General features: G+C 61.6%; 25 protein-coding genes. 8 read left to right on the top strand and 17 right to left on the bottom strand.

What is annotated here, in order from left to right:
* Nucleotides 1-44 precede the first annotated feature (44 nt).
* From CAF73_RS13355 to CAF73_RS30175, 6 genes are all read right to left on the bottom strand, one after another.
* A complete protein-coding gene (locus tag CAF73_RS13355) occupies nt 45-1,538 on the bottom strand; it encodes a pitrilysin family protein (protein WP_176247726.1) in 1,494 nt (497 codons plus the stop codon).
* Nucleotides 1,531-2,874: a pitrilysin family protein gene (locus CAF73_RS13350; RefSeq protein WP_085702914.1), complete on the bottom strand. Its 1,344-nt coding sequence runs from the start codon at nt 2,872-2,874 to the stop codon at nt 1,531-1,533. Before CAF73_RS13350 ends, CAF73_RS13355 begins: the two co-directional genes overlap by 8 nt.
* 114 nt (nt 2,875-2,988) lie before the next feature.
* A complete protein-coding gene (gene rsmD, locus CAF73_RS13345; protein WP_085697863.1) occupies nt 2,989-3,594 on the bottom strand; it encodes a 16S rRNA (guanine(966)-N(2))-methyltransferase RsmD in 606 nt (201 codons plus the stop codon).
* Nucleotides 3,594-5,081 (bottom strand): pitrilysin family protein, encoded by a 1,488-nt coding sequence (locus CAF73_RS13340; protein WP_085702913.1) that lies wholly within the window; start codon nt 5,079-5,081, stop codon nt 3,594-3,596. Before CAF73_RS13340 ends, rsmD begins: the two co-directional genes overlap by 1 nt.
* Entirely contained in the window at nt 5,074-6,429 is a 1,356-nt protein-coding gene (locus tag CAF73_RS13335) for a pitrilysin family protein (protein WP_085702912.1), read from the bottom strand. Before CAF73_RS13335 ends, CAF73_RS13340 begins: the two co-directional genes overlap by 8 nt.
* A 151-nt stretch (nt 6,430-6,580) precedes the next feature.
* A complete protein-coding gene (locus CAF73_RS30175; protein ID WP_080511029.1) occupies nt 6,581-6,775 on the bottom strand; it encodes a hypothetical protein in 195 nt (64 codons plus the stop codon).
* Between CAF73_RS30175 and ftsY the strand changes: the two genes are divergently transcribed.
* From ftsY to rpoH, 4 genes are all read left to right on the top strand, one after another.
* A complete protein-coding gene (ftsY, locus tag CAF73_RS13325) occupies nt 6,774-8,306 on the top strand; it encodes a signal recognition particle-docking protein FtsY (protein WP_085702911.1) in 1,533 nt (510 codons plus the stop codon). The two genes, CAF73_RS30175 and ftsY, sit on opposite strands and share 2 nt — an antisense overlap.
* Nucleotides 8,303-8,974 (top strand): cell division ATP-binding protein FtsE, encoded by a 672-nt coding sequence (ftsE, locus tag CAF73_RS13320; protein ID WP_007953396.1) that lies wholly within the window; start codon nt 8,303-8,305, stop codon nt 8,972-8,974. The genes ftsY and ftsE overlap by 4 nt, the downstream gene beginning before the upstream one ends.
* Nucleotides 8,971-9,996 (top strand): permease-like cell division protein FtsX, encoded by a 1,026-nt coding sequence (ftsX, locus tag CAF73_RS13315; protein ID WP_085697859.1) that lies wholly within the window; start codon nt 8,971-8,973, stop codon nt 9,994-9,996. Before ftsE ends, ftsX begins: the two co-directional genes overlap by 4 nt.
* A 115-nt stretch (nt 9,997-10,111) precedes the next feature.
* Nucleotides 10,112-10,966: an RNA polymerase sigma factor RpoH gene (gene rpoH, locus CAF73_RS13310; protein WP_007953393.1), complete on the top strand. Its 855-nt coding sequence runs from the start codon at nt 10,112-10,114 to the stop codon at nt 10,964-10,966.
* A gap of 70 nt (nt 10,967-11,036) precedes the next feature.
* On the opposite strand, the gene mtgA is transcribed toward rpoH, so the two are convergent.
* Entirely contained in the window at nt 11,037-11,759 is a 723-nt protein-coding gene (gene mtgA / locus CAF73_RS13305; protein WP_085697858.1) for a monofunctional biosynthetic peptidoglycan transglycosylase, read from the bottom strand.
* Nucleotides 11,760-11,833: 74 nt separating this feature from the next.
* Between mtgA and CAF73_RS13300 the strand changes: the two genes are divergently transcribed.
* The 4 genes from CAF73_RS13300 (at nt 11,834) to trmB (ending at nt 14,077) form a co-directional block, all read left to right on the top strand.
* Complete coding sequence (locus CAF73_RS13300) at nt 11,834-12,214, top strand: DUF423 domain-containing protein (protein ID WP_085697857.1); 381 nt, start codon at nt 11,834-11,836, stop codon at nt 12,212-12,214.
* Between the two features lie 72 nt (nt 12,215-12,286).
* The gene (gene thiS / locus CAF73_RS13295; protein WP_007953386.1) at nt 12,287-12,487 is read left to right on the top strand and encodes a sulfur carrier protein ThiS; all 201 of its coding nucleotides are present in this window, start codon (nt 12,287-12,289) and stop codon (nt 12,485-12,487) included.
* Nucleotides 12,488-12,547: 60 nt separating this feature from the next.
* Complete coding sequence (locus tag CAF73_RS13290; RefSeq protein ID WP_007953385.1) at nt 12,548-13,342, top strand: thiazole synthase; 795 nt, start codon at nt 12,548-12,550, stop codon at nt 13,340-13,342.
* 9 nt (nt 13,343-13,351) lie between these two features.
* Nucleotides 13,352-14,077, top strand: a complete 726-nt coding sequence (gene trmB / locus CAF73_RS13285) for a tRNA (guanosine(46)-N7)-methyltransferase TrmB (protein ID WP_085702910.1) — start codon at nt 13,352-13,354, stop codon at nt 14,075-14,077.
* Between the two features lie 132 nt (nt 14,078-14,209).
* On the opposite strand, the gene CAF73_RS13280 is transcribed toward trmB, so the two are convergent.
* From CAF73_RS13280 to CAF73_RS13235, 10 genes are all read right to left on the bottom strand, one after another.
* Nucleotides 14,210-14,533, bottom strand: coding sequence for a DUF3392 domain-containing protein (locus CAF73_RS13280; RefSeq protein ID WP_085702909.1), 324 nt, complete (start codon nt 14,531-14,533; stop codon nt 14,210-14,212).
* Between the two features lie 19 nt (nt 14,534-14,552).
* On the bottom strand, nt 14,553-15,758 hold the full coding sequence (gene hemW / locus CAF73_RS13275) for a radical SAM family heme chaperone HemW (protein WP_085702908.1): 1,206 nt from the start codon (nt 15,756-15,758) through the stop codon (nt 14,553-14,555).
* Nucleotides 15,755-16,351, bottom strand: coding sequence for an RdgB/HAM1 family non-canonical purine NTP pyrophosphatase (rdgB, locus tag CAF73_RS13270; RefSeq protein ID WP_085702907.1), 597 nt, complete (start codon nt 16,349-16,351; stop codon nt 15,755-15,757). Before rdgB ends, hemW begins: the two co-directional genes overlap by 4 nt.
* Nucleotides 16,348-16,782 carry a DUF4426 domain-containing protein gene (locus tag CAF73_RS13265; protein WP_085702906.1) on the bottom strand — a complete coding sequence of 145 codons (435 nt, stop codon included), beginning with the start codon at nt 16,780-16,782 and terminating at the stop codon, nt 16,348-16,350. The genes rdgB and CAF73_RS13265 overlap by 4 nt, the downstream gene beginning before the upstream one ends.
* A gap of 26 nt (nt 16,783-16,808) precedes the next feature.
* On the bottom strand, nt 16,809-17,429 hold the full coding sequence (gene metW / locus CAF73_RS13260; RefSeq protein ID WP_085697853.1) for a methionine biosynthesis protein MetW: 621 nt from the start codon (nt 17,427-17,429) through the stop codon (nt 16,809-16,811).
* A gap of 7 nt (nt 17,430-17,436) precedes the next feature.
* Nucleotides 17,437-18,576 carry a homoserine O-acetyltransferase gene (locus CAF73_RS13255; protein ID WP_085697852.1) on the bottom strand — a complete coding sequence of 380 codons (1,140 nt, stop codon included), beginning with the start codon at nt 18,574-18,576 and terminating at the stop codon, nt 17,437-17,439.
* A 178-nt stretch (nt 18,577-18,754) separates the two neighbouring features.
* On the bottom strand, nt 18,755-19,045 hold the full coding sequence (locus tag CAF73_RS13250; RefSeq protein WP_085702905.1) for a DUF167 domain-containing protein: 291 nt from the start codon (nt 19,043-19,045) through the stop codon (nt 18,755-18,757).
* Nucleotides 19,042-19,632, bottom strand: a complete 591-nt coding sequence (locus tag CAF73_RS13245; protein WP_085689611.1) for a YggT family protein — start codon at nt 19,630-19,632, stop codon at nt 19,042-19,044. Before CAF73_RS13245 ends, CAF73_RS13250 begins: the two co-directional genes overlap by 4 nt.
* A gap of 10 nt (nt 19,633-19,642) precedes the next feature.
* Nucleotides 19,643-20,461: a pyrroline-5-carboxylate reductase gene (gene proC / locus CAF73_RS13240; RefSeq protein WP_085702904.1), complete on the bottom strand. Its 819-nt coding sequence runs from the start codon at nt 20,459-20,461 to the stop codon at nt 19,643-19,645.
* A 23-nt stretch (nt 20,462-20,484) separates the two neighbouring features.
* On the bottom strand, nt 20,485-21,171 hold the full coding sequence (locus CAF73_RS13235; protein WP_085702903.1) for a YggS family pyridoxal phosphate-dependent enzyme: 687 nt from the start codon (nt 21,169-21,171) through the stop codon (nt 20,485-20,487).
* Between the last annotated feature and the right edge of the window lie 40 nt (nt 21,172-21,211).

Below are 21,211 nucleotides of genomic sequence, written 5' to 3'. Positions count from 1 at the left end.
GCATGAAGTGACAGTCATACAAGGGCTGTCACTTCAAGGGAGGTCTAACTTGCCACAAAGCCTGCATCGGCGCGACACGAATGCCCCGACGGCTCGACGGTCGGGACAATGGCCGGTTGCGGGAGCGGCACTTGGGGTACCGTCGGACCGACCGTCACTACCCGCCACTGATCGTCCGGCAGATGTTTGTCCATTGCCGTTCTGATCTGTTCAAGCGTCAGGCGCTGCACCTGTTGTGCGAAGAAGTCCAGGTCCAGTGGCAAGTGATGCCGGTTGATCTCGGCCAGGCGCCCGAGAATCTGCGCGTTGCTGGCGCTGCCAACGATGTTGGCGTTGGCCAGTCGGCGTTTGAAGTAAGCCAATTCCTCCTGTGTCGGGCCCTCACGCCGGAATTTGCTGAGCATCGATTTCACCAGGGCCACCGTTTCATTCGCGAATTGAGGGCTGGTCTGCAGGGTGATTGATGTCAGGCCGCTGCCCGCCCAGTCTTTGTTGCGAATGCTGGCGTCGTACACCAGGCCGCGTTTTTGCCGCAGTTCTGTCATCAGACGGGAGTTTGCTCCCCTGCCGAAAATCAGCGTCGCGGCATACAGCGCAACGAAGTCTTCGTGTTGGCGCGACAGGCTGGGTTGTCCCAGCAATACGTGAACCTGTTCCTGTGTGCGCTCGACATGGCGATGCATTTCAGTACCGAAAGCCTTGAGCGGTTCGACGGTGGGCAATGCAACGAGGGGCGCGGGTAGCGCGTTGGCGATTTGCAGGCTGATGGCCTGTGCCTGTTCGACGGAAAGGTCTCCCACCAATGTAATTTGTGTCTGGCTTGCCGAGTGGGTCTGGCTGTGAAACGTTTGAACGGCCTGACGGGTGAGCGAGGTCAGGCCGGCATCGGTTCCGTAGATCGAACGGGCGTATGGCGTGTCCGCAGCCAGCAGGTCCAGCAGGCGCAGCGAGGCAATTTCCGCAGGTTGTTGCTGTTCTGCCAGCTGCAAGCCACGAAGCTCGCGCTTGACCCTGAGCAGAGCTTCTTCGGTAAGAGCGGGCTGCCCCAGCATTTGCGTAAACAGCTGCAGAGCCCGGCTGCTTTTGTCTGGATCGCTCAGGCTGCGCAACGTGAAAGTGGCACGTTCCTGATCCAGGTCCATCCCGAGCTTCGCTCCCAGCCCGTCGAACACTTCGGCGATCGCTGCATGATCGCTCATGTCGGCGACGCCTTCGTTGAACAGACTGAATGTCACCGCTGCCAGACCGGGTGTGTCGCCATCGTGCGCACTGCCGCCGGCGAAGCTGACGTGAACGTCGAACATTGGCAGATCCGTGGTGCGGATGAATAACGTTTTGATGCCTGTCGTGGTTTTCCAGCCCTTGATGGTAAAGGGGCGTGGAGCCTGTTGTGTGGAGTCTGTTTCCAGCAACGATTGCAATCGAGTGTCGGGAAAGCCGGCTGGCGAGTTGGCGGCAGTAGCCTGGCTGGCTGACAGCCAGCTGATGAGTGCGAAACAGGCCAGGACAGACTCAAAGACGCGCGCCGATTTATCCATGTTTTTTCTCCATGAGCACATGGGCGGTGCTGAGGCGTTCGCGGATCAGATATTTTTCAGCGGTCTGACGGATGTCCTCGGGCGTCACGTTCTTTAACCCGGCAATCTCCTGATCGAGCAATTGCCACGACAGGCCAATGCTCTCGAGGGCGGCCAGCTGTTGGGCAGTGCTCTCGATAGAATCTCGTGCAAAAACCCTTTGGGCGATCAACTGGGTTCGCGCGCGTTCCAGTTCATCGATGGAGGGAGGCGTTGTGCGCAGCTCCTCGAACAGATCCCAGACGCGTGATTGCGCCTTGTCAGGCGTGGCCGATTGCGAATTGTCGAGCCGGGTGCGCACTATCAGGAGGGTGTCGCCACGGCTGTAAAGGTTGTAGCTGGCGTCGACTTGACTGAGCAAATGCTCCTGGTGCAACAGGCGTTTTTGCAGGCGTGCGCTCTGGGAGCCTGCCAGCAACATTCTGATCAGCTGCAGTGCGTGTGCGGTCCGATCGGTGTCTGCCGTAGCCAGGCTGGGAACGTTGATTGCCATGATCAGTTGTGGGGCAGGAACCGGTTGATTGAGTGTGATTCGGCGTTCGCCCGGCTCCGGCAGTTCATGAGGTTTCACGGCTTGTGGAAAGGCGCGACCGGGCAGGCTGCCGAAGTAACGCTGAGCCAAGGGCTGAACGTAATCGAGCGTGACGTCACCGACGATAACCAGCGTGGCATTGCCGGGGGAATAGCGTGACTCATACCAGCCCCGCAACTGAGTGGCGTTCAGACCGTGCAGGTCATTCATCCAGCCGATGACGGGCGTCCGGTAGCTGCTGGAGGGATAGGCCAGAGCTTCCAGGCGTTCCATTGCGGTGTCGAGAGGACTGTCTTCAACACTCCAGCGACGTTCTTCTTGAATGACGGCAATCTCGGGGTTGAAATCCTCAGGTCTGAGGTGAGCGGTCGACATCAGGTCGGCCATCAGCTCAAACGCGACGCCCAGATAAGGCTTGGGCAGCGTCTGGTAATAGGCCGTGACGTCCTTATTGGTAAAGGCATTTTCCGATGCGCCCAGGGATTCCAGAATGGCCGATGCCTCACCCGGACAAGTCTTGCTGCTGCCCTTGTAAAGCATGTGCTCCAGCGCGTGGGACAGTCCGGTCTGGCCCGGCGATTCGTCAGCCGAGCCGACTTTGAACCAGAGTTGCGAGGTGACCAGCGGGGCCCGGTGATCCTCGCGGACGACGACCTTCAGGCCATTGTCCAGCAGAAACTCATGGGTGGTCGGTGGTGGATCGGCCAGCGCCAGCAGCGGGGCGAGGGCCAGGCAAGGCAGCATCCTGCTGCACAAAGTGTCCATAAGTGATTCATCCTCAGTGGATTACGGAAATGGCGTAATCCACTGTGGAGATTTTGCAGGGGAGGCGTGCGGTAGTTATCTACCGCACGCCGGGCATTGCATGCATCGACGGTGTCAGAGAGCGGGCAGGCTGCGCTGCCACAACGCGTAGTACACCCGCCCGGATTTCTGCTCGCGGTGCAGGCGCCAGTTGCCCGGCAGGCCGAGGGTCGATGGTGCGGTTTCGCTTTCAGTGTAGATCCACGAATCTTCGGCCAGCCATTGGCGCTCTTCCAGCAATGTGCACACCGACGGCAGCAGGTTCTGGTTGAACGGCGGGTCGAGGAACACCAGGTCGAACGGAGTCGCGGTCTGGGTTTCCAGGTAGCGCAGCGCATCGGCGGTCTGTACGTGGCCGTTGGTGCAGCGCAGCGTGCCGAGGTGTTCTTTCAGGCTGGAGACCGCAACATGGCTGGCGTCCAGGGCCTGACCCATTGCTGCGCCACGGGACAGCGCTTCCAGAAACAGTGCGCCGCTGCCGGCGAACGGATCGAGAACCTTGGCCCCGGCAACGTACGGCGCGAGCCAGTTGAACAGGGTTTCGCGTACCCGATCCGGCGTCGGACGCAGGCCCGGCGCATCAGGAAAGCTCAGTTTGCGGCTGCGCCATTCGCCGCCGATGATGCGCAACTGGTTCACCCCGTTGTGCAGTTTTTGTACAGGTTTCTTTGGACTGGCCATTAATGCTCCGGAACCCCGAGCGGCTGCTCGGCAGGTTTATCAGATGGGGCCGGTAACGGCTTTTGCGGCACGGTCGGGCCAGCGCTGACGATGACCAGTTTATCCGTGCTCAAGTGTTTGTTCAGAACGTCGCGAACCTGCTCGACCGTCAGGCTTTGGGACTGACGCATGAAGTCGTCCAGATAGCTCAGCGGCAGGTTGTAGAACCCCATGGCGCCGAGCTGACCGACGATATCGGCATTGCTCGCGGTGGACAGCGGGAAGCTGCCGGCCAGTTCGCGCTTGGCGTCGTCCAGTTCTTTCTGGGTCGGGCCGGTCTTGAGGTAGTCGGCGAGCACGTCCTGCACCAGTTTCAGGGTGCCTTCGCTCATTTCCGCGCGGGTCTGCAGGTTGATCATGAACGGGCCACGAGCCTGCATCGGGCTGAAGGCCGAATACACGCCGTAGGTCAGGCCGCGCTTCTCACGCACCTCGCTCATCAGCCGGGTGCCGAAACCGCCACCGCCGAGGATCTGGTTGCCCATCGACAGCGCGGCGTAGTCCGGGTCGTCACGGTCGATGCCCAGTTGCGCGATCATCAGGTTGGTCTGCTTCGACGGAAACTCGATGTGGCCGATGCCGGCCTTCGGTTCGGTCGGTTGCTCGATTTTCGCCAGCGCCGGGCCTTTTGGCAGCGCAGCGGACACCTGATTGGCAATCGCCTCGGCTTCACTGCGGGACAGATCGCCCACCAGTGCGATCACCACGTTGCCCGCCGCATACGCCTTGGCGTGGAACTCACGCAGTTGCGCCAGCGTGATTTTCGGCACGCTTTGCGCGTTGCCATCGCTGGAGTGGGCGTATGGGTGATCGCCGTACAGACGCTTCATCAGCTCCAGGCTGGCGAGTTTGCCGGGGTTCTGTTTCTGGTACTCGAAACCGGCGAGCATCTGGTTCTTGATACGCGCGAAGGAATCGGCCGGGAAAGTCGGTTTGCCCACCACTTCCGAGAACAGTTTCAGCGCCGGCTCGCGTTTGTCGGCGGCGCTCAGGCTGCGCAGCGAGGCGATGGCCATGTCTTTATAGGCGCCGTTGCCAAAGTCCGCGCCCAGGCCTTCGAAACCTTGGGCGATGGCACCGACGTCCTTGCCCGCCACGCCTTCGTTGAGCATGGCGTTGGTCAGCAGGGCCAGGCCCGGCGCGTTACCGTCCTGGCTGCTGCCGGCGGCGAAAATCAGGCGCATGTCGAACATCGGCAATTCGCGGGCCTCGACGAACAGCACCTTGGCGCCTTCGGCGGTGTTCCAGGTCTGCACGTCGAGCTTGCGGCTGGCCGGGGCCTTGCCGTCGAGTTCCGCCAGCGATTGCAGCTTCTGGCTGGACTTGGCGTTATCCAGCGCTTCGCTGGCCTTGGTGTTGTCGCTCGGCACCAGATAGAACGCAGCGGAGCCGATGACGGCCACGGCGATCAGGCCGAGCAGCAGGCGTGGGGTTTTGCGCTCACTCATGAGTCGTCTCCAATGGCAGGACGTGGGCGACGCTGAGACGTTCGCGGGTGAAATACAGCTTGGCGGCGTTCTGGATGTCTTGCGGGGTGACGCTTTCCAGATCGGCCAGTTCGGTGTCCATCAGTTTCCACGACAGACCGACGGTCTCCAGCTGGCCGATGGCGGTGGCCTGGCTGGTGATCGAATCGCGCTCGAAGACCAGGCCGGCGATAACCTGCGCACGCACGCGCTCCAGCTCTTCGGCGGACGGTGCGGTGGTTTTCAGCTGATCCAAAAGTTTCCACAGACCGGCTTCAGCCTGGGCCATGGTCTTTTTCTTCTGGGTGTTCGGCGTGGCCGACAGGGTGAACAGGCTGTCGCCGCGAGTGTAGGCGTCGTAACTCGACGAACCGCCGGACACCAGCTCTTCACCGCGCTCCAGCTGGGTCGGGATGCGGCCGCTGTAGCCGCCGTCCAGCAACGCCGAAATCAGGCGCAAGGCGTTGACCGAGCGTTTGTCTTCGGCGGTGGCGATGCTCGGAACGTTGAAACCGAGCATCAGGCTTGGCAGTTGGGTCTGCACATGCAGGGTGATCTGGCGTTCACCCGGTTCCGCCAGCTCCAGCGGCTTTTTCGCCGGTGGCACGTCGCGTTTCGGGATCGGCCCGAAGTAGCGCTGGGCGAGGCTTTTCACCTCGTCCGGGGTCACGTCGCCGACCACCACCAATGTGGCGTTGTTCGGCACGTACCAGGACTGATACCAGTGACGCAGCTCTTCGACCTTCATCCGCTCAAGGTCGGCCATCCAGCCGATGGTCGGCGTGTGATAACCGCTGGCCGGGTAGGCCATGGCCTTGTAGCGCTCGTAGGCCTTGGACATCGGCTTGTCGTCGGTGCGCAGGCGGCGCTCTTCCTTGATGACTTCGATTTCCTTGGCGAACTCGTCGGCCGGCAGCCGCAGGCTGGCCATGCGGTCGGCTTCCAGTTCGAAGGCCACGCCCAGACGGTCGCGGGCCAGCACCTGGTAATAAGCGGTGAAGTCGTCGCTGGTGAAGGCGTTCTCTTCGGCGCCGAGGTCGCGCAGAATCAGCGAAGCTTCGCCGGGGCCGACTTTTTCGCTGCCCTTGAACATCATGTGCTCGAGGGCGTGGGACAGACCGGTCTGGCCCGGGGTTTCGTAGCTGGAACCGACCTTGTACCAGACCTGCGACACCACCACCGGCGCGCGATGGTCTTCGCGCACGACGACCTTCAGGCCGTTGTCGAGGGTAAATTCGTGAGTCGGTTGCGGATCGGCCGCCAGGGCCGAAAGGGGCAGGCAGACTGTGCTGAGCAGCAGGCCTGCGGCGCGGCGGGCTAGAGCATTCATTCGTTTTTAAACCTGTTGGGCTGCCCGCTTGGTCTTAGCGTCGGCGGGCGAGAGGGTGCTAGGATACTGATCCGTTTTACCGGCGACCACGCCTATCCGGTTTTGAAACCTGATCAGGTTGTATGGGTTTGCGGCAGAAGGCTTTGGTTTATCAGCTAAACTTCGCTTTTTCGCCGATTTTGCCGGCCAGTCCTTCATTAAAACGATTCCTTTGAGGTGCCGTTGGTGCCTCGACAAAATGTTGCGCGTGAACAAGCTGGGTGAAACACAGTCTGTTCTGCATCGAATATTTATTTGCCGGGGCGCCCCTGTGGCGCGTCGCTACCGTGAGATAGCCGTCCTCCATGTTTGGTTCCAACGACGACAAGAAGACCCCAGCTGCGGCTGGCGAGAAGAAAAGCCTGTTCGGATGGCTGCGCAAGAAACCGCAGGAACCCGTCATCGAACAGCCGACTGCCATTCCTGAGCCAGCCCCCGCGCCTGCTCCCGTATTAGAAGAAGCGCCGGCACCGGTTGTGCTGCCGATCGCCGAGCCGGTGTTGCAACCGGTGGCCGAGGCCGAGCCTGAAGCGCCGGCTGCCGCCGAATTGCCGCTGACCCCGGCCAGTGAGCCGTGGCTGACCTTGCCGGTGGCGGAAGAGCCGGTGGCGCTGGTGGAAGAGGCCGCGCCGCACGTTACGCCGCCGATTCCTGCGCCGGTTGCGTTTACGCCGGAACCTGCTCAGGCGCCAGTGGTGGAAGCCGCTCCTGTCATTCCAGAACCTGTGGTTGCTGCCCCGGTTGCCCCGATTGTTGAAACGCCCGAGCCTGCACCTGCACCTGCACCTGCACCTGCACCTGCACCTGCACCTGCACCTGCACCTGCACCTGCACCTGCACCAGTCGCCGTAGCGCCAGTCGCTCTTGTGGAAACCCCGGTCGAGGCCCCGCGCACCGAGGAAACCAAGGCCGGCTTCTTCGCCCGCCTCAAGCAAGGCCTGTCCAAGACCAGCGCCAGTATTGGCGAAGGCATGGCCAGCCTGTTCCTCGGCAAGAAAGCCATTGATGACGATCTTCTCGACGATCTCGAAACCCGCCTGCTGACGGCCGACGTCGGCGTCGAGGCGACTTCGGTGATCATCCAGCGTCTGACCCAGAAGGTCGCACGTAAAGAGCTGGCCGATTCCGACGCCTTGTACAAATCCCTGCAGGCCGAGCTGGCCGCAATGCTCAAGCCGGTCGAACAGCCACTGAAAATCGCTTCCCAGAACAAGCCGTTCGTGATTCTGGTGGTCGGCGTCAACGGCGCCGGCAAAACCACCACCATCGGCAAGTTGGCGAAGAAGCTGCAGCTGGAAGGCAAGAAAGTCATGCTGGCCGCCGGTGACACTTTCCGTGCCGCAGCTGTCGAGCAATTGCAGGTCTGGGGCGAGCGCAACAAGATTCCGGTGATCGCCCAGCACACGGGCGCGGACTCGGCTTCGGTGATCTTCGACGCCGTGCAGGCCGCCAAGGCCCGTGGCATCGATGTGCTGATCGCCGACACCGCTGGTCGTCTGCACACCAAAGACAACCTGATGGAAGAACTGAAGAAGGTTCGCCGGGTGATCGGCAAGCTCGACGCCGATGCGCCGCACGAAGTGCTGCTGGTGCTCGACGCCGGCACCGGTCAGAACGCCATCAACCAGGCCAAGCAATTCAACCAGACCGTCGAACTGACCGGCCTGGCGCTGACCAAGCTCGACGGCACCGCCAAGGGCGGGGTGATTTTCGCCCTGGCCAAGCAATTCGGCCTGCCGATCCGCTACATCGGCGTCGGTGAAGGCATCGACGATCTGCGTACCTTTGAAGCCGAACCCTTTGTCCAGGCATTGTTCGCCGAGCGGGAGCGTTCATGATTCGTTTCGAACAGGTCGGTAAGCGCTACCCGAACGGTCACGTCGGCTTGCATGAGCTGAGCTTTCGAGTCCGTCGCGGCGAGTTCCTGTTTGTCACCGGCCACTCCGGTGCCGGTAAATCCACATTGTTGCGCCTGTTGTTGGCGATGGAGCGTCCGACCAGCGGCAAACTGCTGCTGGCCGGACAGGACCTGAGCACCATCAGCAATGCGCAGATTCCGTTCCTGCGCCGACAGATCGGTGTGGTGTTCCAGAACCATCAACTGTTGTTTGATCGCACGGTGTTCAACAACGTCGCGCTGCCGTTGCAGATTCTCGGGCTGTCCAAGGTTGAAATCGCCAAGCGCGTCGATTCGGCGCTGGAGCGTGTGGCGCTGTCGGACAAGGCCGAACTGTATCCGGGCGACCTCTCCACCGGTCAGCAACAGCGCGTCGGCATTGCCCGCGCCATCGTTCACCGTCCGGCTTTGCTGCTGGCGGACGAACCGACCGGTAACCTCGACCCGCGTCTGGCGGCCGAGATCATGGGCGTGTTCGAAGACATCAACCGTCTGGGCACCAGCGTGCTGATCGCCAGTCACGACCTGGCGCTGATCGCGCGCATGCGCCATCGCATGCTGACTCTGCAACGCGGCCGATTGATCGGCGACGGGGAGGCCGGCGTATGAGTGCAACACGTAGTCCGAAGGTTTCCGAGCGCGTGGCCCCGAAGGCAGCCGATCCGCAACCGCCAAAGAAGAAAAAGCACGACGATGACGACGGCCCGGATTTCGCCACATTGTTCCGTGCCTGGATCGAAAGCCATCGCGCCAGCTGGATCGACAGCCTGCGCCGTCTCGGCAAGCAGCCGATCGGCAGCTTCTTCACCTGCATGGTGATGGCGGTTGCCCTGAGCCTGCCGATGGGGCTTTCGCTGTTGCTGAGCAACGTCGAGCGCCTGGGCGGCTCGTGGCAGCGCGCGGCGCAGATTTCGCTGTACCTGGAGCTCGAGGCCAGTCCGTCTCAGGGCGAAGCGTTGCGCGACCAGATCAAAGGCATGCCCGGCGTAGCTGATGCTGAATATGTCGGCCGCGACCAGGCGCTGGAAGAATTCCAGCAGCAGTCGGGACTGGGCGAAGCCCTGCGCGAGCTGCCGGAAAACCCGCTGCCGGGCGTGGTGCTGGTGACGCCGAACGAGGTCGACAAGTCGACCCTGGAAGCATTAAGACAAAAACTTTCCGAGCTGCCGAAGGTACAACAGGCGCAACTTGATCTAGTCTGGGTCGAGCGTCTGGCCGCCATCCTCAAGCTCGGCGACCGTTTTGTGTTCGGTCTGACGGTGTTGCTGGTTTCCGCATTGCTTTTGGTGATAGGCAATACCATTCGTCTTCATATTGAAAACCGCCGCACCGAGATAGAAGTGATTAAACTCGTCGGCGGCACCGACAGCTATGTGCGTCGTCCTTTCCTTTATATGGGCGCGTTGTATGGCTTCGGTGCGGGGCTGCTGTCCTGGGGTGTATTGGCGTTCGGCCTGGACTGGCTGAATGACGCGGTGGTCGGGCTGGCCGGCTTGTACGGCAGTGACTTCGCACTGGCCGGCGTGCCAGTTGCCGACGGTCTGTCGCTCTTGCTTGGCGCGGTGCTGTTGGGTTATATCGGTGCATGGATTGCAGTCGCACGTCATCTCAGGGAGTTGGCGCCGAAGTAGAATCTTTTTTGCGCGTGATTGACCTTTCAGTGGTTAAGGAAACTTTCATTTGAGTTTCCGGTCAATTTTTCGCAATGCTGAAAAGCATGAGTATGTAAGTCGGAGGTTTTTCCGTATGTCCAATTCTTTGCAACCTGCGTATGCATTGGTTCCAGGCGCAAACCTGGAAGCCTACGTGCACACCGTCAACAGCATTCCATTGCTGACGCCGGAGCAGGAGCGTGAACTGGCCGAGAGTCTCTACTATGAGCAGGATCTGGGGGCGGCTCGGCAGATGGTGCTCGCCCACCTGCGGTTTGTCGTACACATCGCCCGTAGCTATTCCGGCTACGGTCTGGCTCAGGCTGACCTGATCCAGGAAGGTAACGTCGGCCTGATGAAGGCCGTTAAGCGTTTCAACCCGGAAATGGGCGTGCGTCTGGTGTCCTTCGCGGTGCACTGGATCAAGGCCGAGATTCACGAGTTCATCCTGCGCAACTGGCGGATCGTGAAAGTCGCGACCACCAAGGCCCAGCGCAAGCTGTTCTTCAACCTGCGCAGCCAGAAGAAGCGTCTGGCCTGGCTGAACAACGAGGAAGTCCACCGTGTGGCGGAAAGCCTCGGCGTCGAGCCGCGTGAAGTGCGTGAGATGGAAAGTCGCCTGACCGGCCATGACATGGCCTTCGACCCGGCTGCCGAAGCCGACGACGACAGTGCTTTCCAGTCGCCGGCCAACTACCTGGAAGACCACCGGTACGACCCGGCGCGTCAACTGGAAGATGCCGACTGGAGCGACAACTCCAATCACAATCTGCACGAAGCGCTGGAAGTGCTGGACGAACGCAGCCGCGACATTCTCTACCAGCGCTGGCTGGCAGAAGAGAAAGCCACGCTGCACGATCTGGCGCAGAAGTACAACGTGTCGGCCGAGCGGATCCGTCAGCTCGAGAAGAGCGCGATGAACAAGCTCAAGTTGTCGATTGCCGCATAACCGGTAGTCTGGCAATAAAAAACGCCCCGATCAGTGATGATCGGGGCGTTTTCGTGTGCGCTTCAGAAACTCATTGGGCCCAGGGTGCCCGACGTGACTCATCGAGTGTCAGCAGATAGCTGTCGCCACCCAGCTGGCTCATCTGCTGGCGAATCCATCCGGCGCGGCGCGACACGTAAGCAGTCGGATGACTGGCGCTCCACACCCGGGGATTCGGCAGTACGGCCGCCAGATAACTCGCCTGCTGCCGGGACAATGACTTGGCACCTACGCCGAAGTGATGCCGTGCCGCCGCTTCGGCGCCGAACACGCCGTCATCCCACTCGACGCTGTTCAGGTACACCTCGAGAATCCGCTGCTTGGGCCAGAACACTTCGATCAACGCGGTGAACCAGGCTTCCAGGCCTTTGCGCAGATAACTGCGGCCCGACCACAGGAACAGGTTCTTCGACACTTGCTGGCTCAGGGTACTGGCGCCGCGAATCGAGCCACCGAGTTCGTTGTGGGCCAGTGCAGCTTTGATTGCACTCAGGTCAAAACCCCAGTGCTCGGGGAATTTCTGGTCTTCGCCGGCAATTACCGCGACCTTCAGATCATCGGAGATCTCGTCCCACGGCTTCCAGGTGCGTTGCAGATCGATCGGCTCGCCGTCGACCCAGGATTCGATCTTTCGCTCGACCATCAACGCCGTGCCCGGCGGCGGCACGAAGCGAAACACCAACACCAGCAATACACTGCCGCCCGCGAACCAGAGCAGGGCCTTCGTGAAACGACGGAGAAATAAACGCAGCATAGAGATGGCTTGGCCGAACCGGTTGAGCGGGCCATTATACAGACCCTGCCGATCGAGTCTGAGTGGAGTTCTACATGCTGCGTAGCTTTCTGATGCTGGCTGCCTTCTTTGGTTTCACGGGTGTCGGCCTTGGTGCATTCGCCGCCCATGGCCTGAAAAACCGCCTGACCCCGGATTACCTGGCGATCTTCCACACTGGCGTCACGTATCAGTTGGTACACGCATTGGCGCTGTTCGGCGTGGCGCTGCTGGCCACGCAGCTTCAGGGGCGTCTGGTCGCCTGGGCCGGTATCTCGTTCACCGTCGGTATCCTGCTGTTCTCCGGCAGCCTGTACCTGTTGACCACCCTCGGCATCGGCAAGCTTGGCATCATCACCCCATTCGGTGGCCTGGCATTCCTGATCGGCTGGCTGTGCCTCGGACTCGCCGCCTGGCGCCTGCAGCCAACCGCTTGACGCTTGGTGCTGACCTTTAGGTCATGATCGGGCTAGAATGCCACCCCCTAAAAAGTGATGGCGGCGTTGCGCATGCGCATTCAGTTGAACGGTGAATCCTTTGAACTGCCCGACGGTGAAACCGTTGCGGCCCTGCTGACCCGTCTGGATCTGACCGGACGCCGCGTCGCGGTCGAACTCAATCTGGATATCGTCCCGCGCAGCCAGCACGCCGACACCACGCTGAACGACGGCGACAATGTCGAAGTCGTGCACGCGATAGGCGGCGGCTAGTCGCCAGGCCTGCATGGGCCGACAATTCTGCAAGACCCTCACCCCAACAGAGGATTCCCCATGAGCATCGTTCGTAGCGACAAGCCTTTCGTTCTGGCCGGTCGTACTTACCAGTCGCGTTTGCTGGTCGGTACCGGCAAGTACCGTGACATGGAAGAAACCCGCCTGGCCATCGAAGCCTCGGGTGCCGAGATCGTCACCTTCGCCGTGCGCCGCACCAACCTGGGCCAGATCGAAGGCGAGCCGAACCTGCTCGAAGTGCTGTCGCCGGATCGCTACACCTTTCTGCCGAACACCGCCGGCTGCTACGACGCGGTCGAAGCCGTGCGCACCTGCCGCCTGGCCCGTGAGCTGCTCGATGGCCACAACCTGGTGAAGCTGGAAGTGCTGGCCGACCAGAAAACCCTGTTCCCCAACGTGATTGAAACCCTCAAGGCCGCCGAAGTGCTGGTCAAGGAAGGTTTCGACGTGATGGTCTACACCAGTGATGACCCGATCATCGCCCGGCAACTGGCGGAAATCGGCTGCATCGCGGTGATGCCGCTGGCCGGTCTGATCGGTTCGGGCCTGGGGATCTGCAATCCGTACAACCTGCAGATCATCCTCGAAGAAGCCAAGATCCCGGTGCTGGTGGATGCCGGTGTCGGCACCGCTTCCGACGCCACCATCTCGATGGAGCTGGGCTGTGACGCCGTGCTGATGAACTCGGCCATCGCCCACGCCCAGCAGCCGATCATGATGGCTGAAGCCATGAAACACGCGATCGTCGCGGGCCGCCTGGCCTACCTCGCCGGCCGCATGCCGAAAAAACTCTATGCCAGTGCCTCTTCGCCGCTGGATGGTCTGATCAAGTAAGAGCTATTGATGACTGAATCGAACGACACGCCAATCCAGACGGAACAAGGCGACGAGCGCCAACACCGCCGCATCAAGAGTTTTGTGATGCGCGCCGGGCGCATGACCGAAGGCCAGCAGCGCGGCCTGGATCAGGGCGCGCCGAAGTTCGTCCTGCCGCTGGCCGATGCGCCGGTGGATTACGACCAGGTGTTCGGCCGTTCCGCGCCGCGTTCGCTGGAGATCGGTTTCGGCATGGGCCACTCGCTGCTGGAAATGGCCGCCGCTGCGCCGGAACAGGATTTCATCGGTGTCGAAGTTCACCGTCCGGGTGTCGGCGCGCTGCTCAATGGCGTGCTGACTCAGGGCCTGACCAACCTGCGGGTCTACGATTGCGACGCGATCGAAGTGCTCAACCGCTGCATCGCCGACAACAGCCTCGATCGCCTGATGCTGTTCTTCCCGGATCCGTGGCACAAGAGCCGTCACCACAAGCGCCGCATTGTTCAGGCGTCCTTCGCTGAACTGGTGCGCAGCAAGCTGAAGGTTGGCGGCATTCTGCACATGGCCACCGACTGGGAGCCATACGCCGAATACATGCTGGAAGTGATGAACGTCGCCCCGGGCTACCGCAACCTCGCCGAAGACGGCAAGTGCGTGCCACGCCCGGTCGAACGCCCGATCACCAAGTTCGAACGCCGCGGCGAACGTCTTGGGCATGGCGTGTGGGATCTGAAGTTCGAAAAGCAGTCCTAAGCATCACGCAATAAAAACTGTGGGAGCGAGCTTGCTCGCGATGAGGCCGTCACATTCAACATTTATGTCGTCTGTTACACCGCCATCGCGAGCAAGCTCGCTCCCACAGTCGTTTTGGGTAGTAGCTGAAAATCAGCGGCGATCCGCGACCACGCCGATCAACACCAGCACCACCAGCAACACCGGCGCCAGGCTGTAGTTGTTGAACTGGCTCAGCCCCTTCACCACCCAAGGTGTGGCGTAAATCAGCGCCGCGCCGCTGCCGATCATGCACAGCAGGGCCATCAGCGGGACGCGCAGGGCGCCGGCGATGCTGCCCAGCCGTTGCTCGACCCAGCCCTTGAAGTCGGCGCCAAACAGCACCAGCAGACAGCCCACCAGCGCCAGAGCGATTTCCGAGAGGTTGCTGCGGCTCCAGCGGGACACGGTGGTGAGCAGGTCGAGTATCAAATCCATGCGGTTTCCTTAAGAGCGGTCAGCTCAGAAATTTCTGCAGCAAGTCATTGAGGAACAGCTGTCCGCGCTCGGTGGCCGCCAGACGTGACGGTTCGACCTGCAACAGACCGCTTTGTTCGGCCTCGCGCCGGTGTTCGTCGAGACTCTCCAGCGGCAGTCCGGTGCGCTCCGGGTACAGACGCGATTCGACGCCGGCGGTCAGGCGCAGGGCGTTCATCAGGAACTCGAACGGCATTTCGTCGTTGGTGAGGGCTTTCTCGCCTGCCTGGAAGCTTTTGGCCGGGTTGAGGTAGTCCTTCGGCAGGCGCGTCTTCCAGGTGCGGACGATGCGCCCGTCCGGGTGACTGAGCTTGCCGTGGGCGCCGGCGCCGATACCGATGAAGTCGCCGAAGCTCCAGTAATTCAGGTTGTGCCGCGCCGGGCGACCCGGTTGCGCATAGGCCGAAACTTCATATTGCGCGTAACCGTGCTCGGCCAGCAGCGCCTGTCCGGCCTCTTGAATGTCCCACAGCGTGTCGTCTTCCGGCAGCACCGGCGGCTGGTTCCAGAACACGGTGTTCGGCTCCAGCGTCAGCTGATACCAGGAAATATGCGTCGGCTTCAGTTCGATCGCCTGGAGCAGATCGCTCAGGGCATCGTCCAGCGACTGGTCCGGCAAGCCGTGCATCAGGTCGAGGTTGAAGTTATCGAACCCGGCCTGACGCGCCATGCCGGCGGCGCGTACCGCTTCGTCGCCGTTGTGGATACGGCCGAGGGCCTTGAGTTTTTCCTGCTGGAAGCTCTGGATGCCGATCGACAGGCGATTGATTCCCAGTTTGCGGTAGGCGACGAACTTCTCTTGTTCGAAGGTTCCGGGGTTGGCTTCCAGGGTGATCTCGATGTCATCGGCAAACGGAATGCGCTGTTTCACGCCTTCCAGCAAGCGACCGAGTGCTTCAGCGCTGAACAGGCTCGGTGTGCCGCCGCCGAAGAAGATCGAACTCAACTCACGGCCATACACTGCGTGCAGATCCTGATCGAGGTCAGCCAGCAACGCATCGACGTATTCCTGCTCCGGCAGCACCGGGCTGGCGGTGTGGGAGTTGAAGTCGCAATAGGGGCATTTGCGCACACACCACGGGATGTGGATGTACAGCGCCAGGGGCGGCAGCGTCGGCAACGGCGTCCGAGGCGAGGAGGCGGCGCCACCGACGATCAGTGGCGACGCGGAAGAGTCACCGGTCATTTCAAGCCCAGACGCTGGCGCAGCAGATTCATTGCGCGGGCGCGGTGGCTGATCTGGTTCTTGTCGCTCGGGCTCAGCTCGGCGCTGGACAGGTTACGCTCCGGCACCCAGAACAGCGGGTCGTAGCCGAAACCGTGCTCACCGCTGGCAGCGGTCAGGATGCGCCCGTGCCAAAGGCCTTCGCAGAGGATTGGCAGCGGGTCGTCGGCGTGACGCACCAGCGCCAGCACGCAGACGAACTGTGCGCCGCGTTCGGCTTCAGGCACATCCTTCAAGGCGTCGAGCAGCTTGGCATTGTTCGCCGCGTCGCCCTTGCCGTCGGCATAACGCGCCGAATAGATGCCCGGCACACCGCCGAGGAAATCCACTGCCAGGCCCGAATCGTCGGCCAGCGCCGGCAGCCCGGAGATGCGCGCGGCATTGCGGGCCTTGAGGATCGCGTTCTCGACGAAAGACAGGCCGGTTTCTTCCGGCTCCACGCTGCTGAATTCGCCGATCGAGCGCAATTGCACCGAATCGCCGAGCATGGCCTGGAGTTCCTTGAGTTTGCCGGCGTTGTGGCTGGCCAGTACGAGTTGCTTGAGATTGATCATTGGCCAGGGAAAAGCTCTTGGTTGAAATTGATGGTGTTGATCTTGTCGCCGGTCTGCACCTTGATTTCAAAGGTGCGGGTTTCCTGCTGTTCCACCGGGTACTGGGCGATGTAATAGATCGCGCCCTGTTCGGTGACCTGGCGGAAGGTCAGCGGCACGCTCTGGCTGGTCAGATCTTTCACCGTACCGGTGACGTTGGCGATCAACGGCTTGCCGTCCTTGATCACCGAGACATTGATCACGCCCTGGTTCTTGCTGCGGACCAGCTCGGCAGCCTTGGCGATGTCCGGCGTCAGGTAGGTGGAATTGAAGGTGTTGTAATGCACGGTGACATCACCGAACACTTCCTTGCGCTCGCCCTTGATGGCATCGGCGGCAACGGCCGACAGGCTCAGGCAGGCGGCCAATAGCGCGGTAATCAAGCGTCCCATGTTCGTTCTCCTCGCAATGTCGTGGTTCAGACCGCGATTTTGTGATCCGCAAGCCCCGGGCTGCTGACGCGGTAGATACCGATCTCACCTAACAGATTAGGCCATAGCTTACTGGCCCACCCGTGGCGGTGCTGTTGATCCACGGCAAGCCGATCAATGACCTTCGCCTCACGTTCGCGACAAAGTTCTTCAAAGTCTTCGAAGGTGCAGAAGTGGATGTTCGGCGTGTTGTACCAGGTGTACGGCAGGAACTCGGACACTGGCATCCGGCCCTTGCTCGCCAGATACCAGCGGCAGCGCCAGTGGCCGAAGTTGGGGAACGTGATGATGCACTGGCGGCCGACCCGCAGCATTTCGTCGAGGATCTTGTCCGGGTAATGCACGGCTTGCAGGGCCTGGGTCATCACCACCACGTCGAAGCTGTTGCTGGCGAAGTTGCCCAGGCCTTTGTCCAGGTCCTGCTCGATGACGTTGATGCCTTTGGCCACGCACTCGGCGATGTTGTCCGGGTCGTTTTCCAGGCCGTAGCCGGTGACCTGCTTGTGGTCGCGCAGCCAGGTCAGCAACTCGCCATCACCGCAACCAAGGTCGAGCACGCGGCTGCCGGCGGGGATCCATTCCTGGATGATTTCCAGATCAGCTCTCATGGCTTTCTCACAACGTAATGCGGTTCATGTAATTGCCGAACGCCTGCAAATAACGCGGGATCGGAATCAGGAAGGCGTCGTGGCCCTGTGGCGCGTCGATTTCCAGGTAGCTGACGTCCTTGCGCGCCGCCATCAGCGCGTCCACCAGTTCCCGCGAGCGGGCCGGGGAGAAACGCCAGTCGGTGGTGAACGACATCACGCAGAACTTGGCTTTCGCACCTTCGAAGGTTTTCGCCAGGTTATCGTTGAAATTCGCCGCAGGATCGAAGTAGTCCAGCGCCTTGGTCATCAACAGATAGGTGTTGGCATCGAAGCGCCCGGAGAACTCTTCGCCCTGATAGCGCAGGTAGCTTTCGACCTGGAACTCGACGCTGTGGAAGTCGTAGTTGAGCTTTTCACTCTTCAGGCCGCGACCGAATTTCTCGCCCATGGAGTCGTCGGACAGGTAGGTGATGTGCCCGACCATCCGCGCCAGCATCAAGCCGCGCTTGGGGATCACGCCCTGTTCCTGGAACGAACCGCCGTGGAATTCCGGGTCGGTGAGGATCGCCTGGCGCGCCACTTCGTTGAAGGCGATGTTCTGCGCCGACAACTTGGGGGCCGAGGCGATGGCCAGGCAATGGCGCACGCGATCCGGGTAAGTGATGGTCCATTGCAGCGCCTGCATGCCGCCGAGGCTGCCACCGATCACCGCGGCCCACTGGCCGATGCCGAGCAGGTCGGCCAGGCGTGCCTGGCTGTGCACCCAGTCTTCTACAGTCAGCACCGGGAAGTCGGCGCCGAACGGCTTGCCGGTTTCCGGGTTGAGGCTGCTCGGGCCGGTGGAACCATTGCAACCGCCGAGGTTGTTCAGGCTGACCACGAAGAACTTGTTGGTGTCGATCGGTTTGCCGGGGCCGATGCAGCTGTCCCACCAACCGGGCTTGCGGTCTTCGACGCTGTGGTAGCCGGCGGCGTGGTGGTGGCCGGACAGGGCGTGACAGATCAGCACGGCGTTGCTCGCTTGCGCGTTCAGCGTGCCGTAGGTTTCGTAGATCAGGTCATAATCGGCCAGCGAACGGCCGCAGGCCAGGGCCAGCGGTTCGCTGAAGTGCGCCGTTTGCGGCGTCACCAGACCAACAGAATCGGGGGGAAAGGCAGCTGGCATCGACCCTGCTCTCGTTGAAATGAGGCGTAAGTCTAAAGACCGGTGGGGTTAGCGGCAAGCAACTACCTGCGCTCGTTCCCACGCTCTGCGGGGGAATGCCTCATTGGACGCTCCGCGTCCGCTTCGGCGTGGACGCGGAGCGTCCCGGGATGCGTTCCCACGCAGAGCGTGGGAACGATCAGGGAAAAACCAAACCCGGCAAATCCGGCAACTTCTTCGGCGAGCAAATCTTCACCCGCTTCTGCCGGTTCAACTCGCCGCTGAGCAAACTGACCTGACTCTTGGAAACCCCAAAAGCCTTGGCCAGAAAGCCCATCAGATACGCATTGGCCTTGCCCTCGACCGGCGGCGCGGTCAGGCGGATCTTCAGGCGATCACCGTGCAGCCCGCAAAAGTCATCGCTGCGGGCGGCCGGCTGCAGGTGACATTCCAGAATCAGATCGTCACCGTCCCAACGAAACCAGCTCACATCAGCAGGCGCAGGATTTCCGGCATCATCGTCATCGCCGCAAGGTTGTTGATCACCAGCATGTCGATCAGCTTCAGCACGAGGAAAGCGAAGATCGGCGACAGGTCCAGGCCACCAAGGTTCGGAACGATGCGACGGAACGGCGCCAGGGCCGGTTCACAGATCTGGTTCACCAGCTCGGCGCCCGGATTGTGGCTGCCCGGTGCGACCCAGGACAGGATGATGCTGATGATCATGGCCCAGAAGAATATCTTCAGGAACAGCGCCGTCACGCCGATCAGCGACCAGATCAACAGTTGCAGCGGGTTACCGGTGGTGCCGTAAGTCAGCAGCAGGGTCAGCGCCATCAGTACCAGTTGCACGAGGATCGCCAGTACCAGCGACGACATGTCCAGGCCGAACAGGCTCGGGATGATCCGGCGCAGCGGCTTGAGCAACGGCTGGGTAGCCTTGACCACGAACTGGCACAGCGGGTTGTAGAAGTTCGCCCGCACCAGTTGCAGGACGAAGCGCAGCAGCACGATCAGCAGGTACAGGCTGCCGAGGGTTTGCAGCACGTAAACCGCTGCGGTGTTCAATCCGATCATGTAAGGCTCCTTATTTGCCCAGTTGTTCGGCCATTTCGGCCGAGCGGTGCGCGGCGGCGCCGAGTGCTTTTTCCACCAGGGCTTCGAAGCCGCCGGCCTGGAACGATTTGATCGCGGCTTCCGTGGTGCCGGCCGGCGAGGTCACGCGGCGGCGCAGCTCGGCAGCGTCGACGTCGCTGGACACCGCCATGTGCGCGGCGCCCAGCGCGGTCTGCAAAGTCAGCTGCTCGGCGGTTTCCTTCGGCAGGCCGAGTTTGACGCCGGCGGCGGTCATGGCTTCGATCAGCAGGAAGAAGTACGCCGGGCCGGAGCCGGAGACGGCGGTGACGGCGTCCAGTTGCTGCTCTTCGTTCAGCCACAGCGCGATGCCCACGGCGGACAGCAGTTCTTCAGCCTGCTGGCGTTGTTCGGCGCTCACTGCGCTGGTGGCGTACAAACCGCTCACACCCTGACGCAGCAGCGCCGGGGTATTCGGCATGCAGCGCACGATCGGCTGCTCTCCCAGCCAGGCCGTCATGCTGGCGCAGGTGATGCCGGCGGCGATGGAGACCACCAGTTGATTCGGTTTCAGGCTCGGGCGGATGGCCTCGCACACGGCCTTCATGGCCTGCGGCTTGACTGCCAGCACGACGACGTCGGCGCCGTCGATGGCCTGGGCGTTGTCGGCGTAGGTTTCGATGCCGTGCTCGGCGCTGACCCGGTTGCGGGTTTCTTCACCCGGATCGCTGGCGCGAATCCGTGCAGCTTCCAGACCCTTGGCCCGCAGGCCGCCGATCAGGCTGGCGGCCATGTTGCCGGCACCGATAAAGGCAATACGTGTGTTGCTCATGTCAGGTCCTTATCTGGAAATGGTCAAGATTGGGAATAGTCGCGGGCGCCGAACAGGGCCGTACCGATACGGACCCAGGTCGCGCCCTGGGCAATGGCCGACTCGAGGTCGTGGCTCATGCCCATGGAAAGTGTGTCGAGCGGCAGATCGAGGCCGGCCTGCAATTTCTGGACGGCAGCGAATGCAGCATCCTGCTCGGCGCGATCTTCGGTCGGCTCGGGAATCGCCATCAATCCGCGCAGCTTCAGGCGCGGCAAGGTGCTGATGGCTTGGGCCAAGGCTGGCAGGTCTTGCGGGGTGCAGCCGGATTTACTGGCTTCACCGCTGACATTGACCTGAATGCAGATGTTCAGGGGCGGCAGATCCGCCGGGCGTTGTTCGGACAGGCGTTGGGCGATTTTCAGACGATCCACGGAGTGCACCCAGGCGAAATGCTCGGCAATCGAGCGGGTCTTGTTCGACTGAATGGGGCCGATGAAGTGCCAGATCAAGGGCAGGTCGGCCAGTTCGAGCTGTTTGCCCAAGGCCTCCTGCAGGTAGTTCTCGCCAAAGTCGCGCAGGCCGGCGGCGTACGCTTCGCGCAAGGCTTGGGCGGGTTTGGTCTTGCTCACGGCCAGCAGCCGGACGCTGTTTTCATCGCGGCCGGCGGCTTTGACGGCTGCCTTAATGCGCGAACTAACCTGGAGAATGTTGTCTGCTATCGTGGACATCAAGAGGCGCCAGCGGTCTGAAGGTTCGCGGCATTCTACT

It is taken from the genome of Pseudomonas sp. B15(2017) (assembly GCF_002113215.1).
Classification (GTDB): Bacteria; Pseudomonadota; Gammaproteobacteria; order Pseudomonadales; family Pseudomonadaceae; genus Aquipseudomonas.
This window is presented reverse-complemented; position numbering and strand designations above follow the sequence as displayed.

Coding starts and splice junctions, on each gene's coding strand:
- CAF73_RS13355 (WP_176247726.1), bottom strand. CDS start 1,538: ATGGATAAATCGGCGCGCGTCTTTGAGTCTGTCCTGGCCTGTTTCGCA.
- CAF73_RS13350 (WP_085702914.1), bottom strand. CDS start 2,874: ATGGACACTTTGTGCAGCAGGATGCTGCCTTGCCTGGCCCTCGCCCCG.
- rsmD (WP_085697863.1), bottom strand. CDS start 3,594: ATGGCCAGTCCAAAGAAACCTGTACAAAAACTGCACAACGGGGTGAAC.
- CAF73_RS13340 (WP_085702913.1), bottom strand. CDS start 5,081: ATGAGTGAGCGCAAAACCCCACGCCTGCTGCTCGGCCTGATCGCCGTG.
- CAF73_RS13335 (WP_085702912.1), bottom strand. CDS start 6,429: ATGAATGCTCTAGCCCGCCGCGCCGCAGGCCTGCTGCTCAGCACAGTC.
- ftsY (WP_085702911.1), top strand. CDS start 6,774: ATGTTTGGTTCCAACGACGACAAGAAGACCCCAGCTGCGGCTGGCGAG.
- CAF73_RS30175 (WP_080511029.1), bottom strand. CDS start 6,775: ATGGAGGACGGCTATCTCACGGTAGCGACGCGCCACAGGGGCGCCCCG.
- ftsE (WP_007953396.1), top strand. CDS start 8,303: ATGATTCGTTTCGAACAGGTCGGTAAGCGCTACCCGAACGGTCACGTC.
- ftsX (WP_085697859.1), top strand. CDS start 8,971: ATGAGTGCAACACGTAGTCCGAAGGTTTCCGAGCGCGTGGCCCCGAAG.
- rpoH (WP_007953393.1), top strand. CDS start 10,112: ATGTCCAATTCTTTGCAACCTGCGTATGCATTGGTTCCAGGCGCAAAC.
- mtgA (WP_085697858.1), bottom strand. CDS start 11,759: ATGCTGCGTTTATTTCTCCGTCGTTTCACGAAGGCCCTGCTCTGGTTC.
- CAF73_RS13300 (WP_085697857.1), top strand. CDS start 11,834: ATGCTGCGTAGCTTTCTGATGCTGGCTGCCTTCTTTGGTTTCACGGGT.
- thiS (WP_007953386.1), top strand. CDS start 12,287: ATGCGCATTCAGTTGAACGGTGAATCCTTTGAACTGCCCGACGGTGAA.
- CAF73_RS13290 (WP_007953385.1), top strand. CDS start 12,548: ATGAGCATCGTTCGTAGCGACAAGCCTTTCGTTCTGGCCGGTCGTACT.
- trmB (WP_085702910.1), top strand. CDS start 13,352: ATGACTGAATCGAACGACACGCCAATCCAGACGGAACAAGGCGACGAG.
- CAF73_RS13280 (WP_085702909.1), bottom strand. CDS start 14,533: ATGGATTTGATACTCGACCTGCTCACCACCGTGTCCCGCTGGAGCCGC.
- hemW (WP_085702908.1), bottom strand. CDS start 15,758: ATGACCGGTGACTCTTCCGCGTCGCCACTGATCGTCGGTGGCGCCGCC.
- rdgB (WP_085702907.1), bottom strand. CDS start 16,351: ATGATCAATCTCAAGCAACTCGTACTGGCCAGCCACAACGCCGGCAAA.
- CAF73_RS13265 (WP_085702906.1), bottom strand. CDS start 16,782: ATGGGACGCTTGATTACCGCGCTATTGGCCGCCTGCCTGAGCCTGTCG.
- metW (WP_085697853.1), bottom strand. CDS start 17,429: ATGAGAGCTGATCTGGAAATCATCCAGGAATGGATCCCCGCCGGCAGC.
- CAF73_RS13255 (WP_085697852.1), bottom strand. CDS start 18,576: ATGCCAGCTGCCTTTCCCCCCGATTCTGTTGGTCTGGTGACGCCGCAA.
- CAF73_RS13245 (WP_085689611.1), bottom strand. CDS start 19,632: ATGATCGGATTGAACACCGCAGCGGTTTACGTGCTGCAAACCCTCGGC.
- proC (WP_085702904.1), bottom strand. CDS start 20,461: ATGAGCAACACACGTATTGCCTTTATCGGTGCCGGCAACATGGCCGCC.
- CAF73_RS13235 (WP_085702903.1), bottom strand. CDS start 21,171: ATGTCCACGATAGCAGACAACATTCTCCAGGTTAGTTCGCGCATTAAG.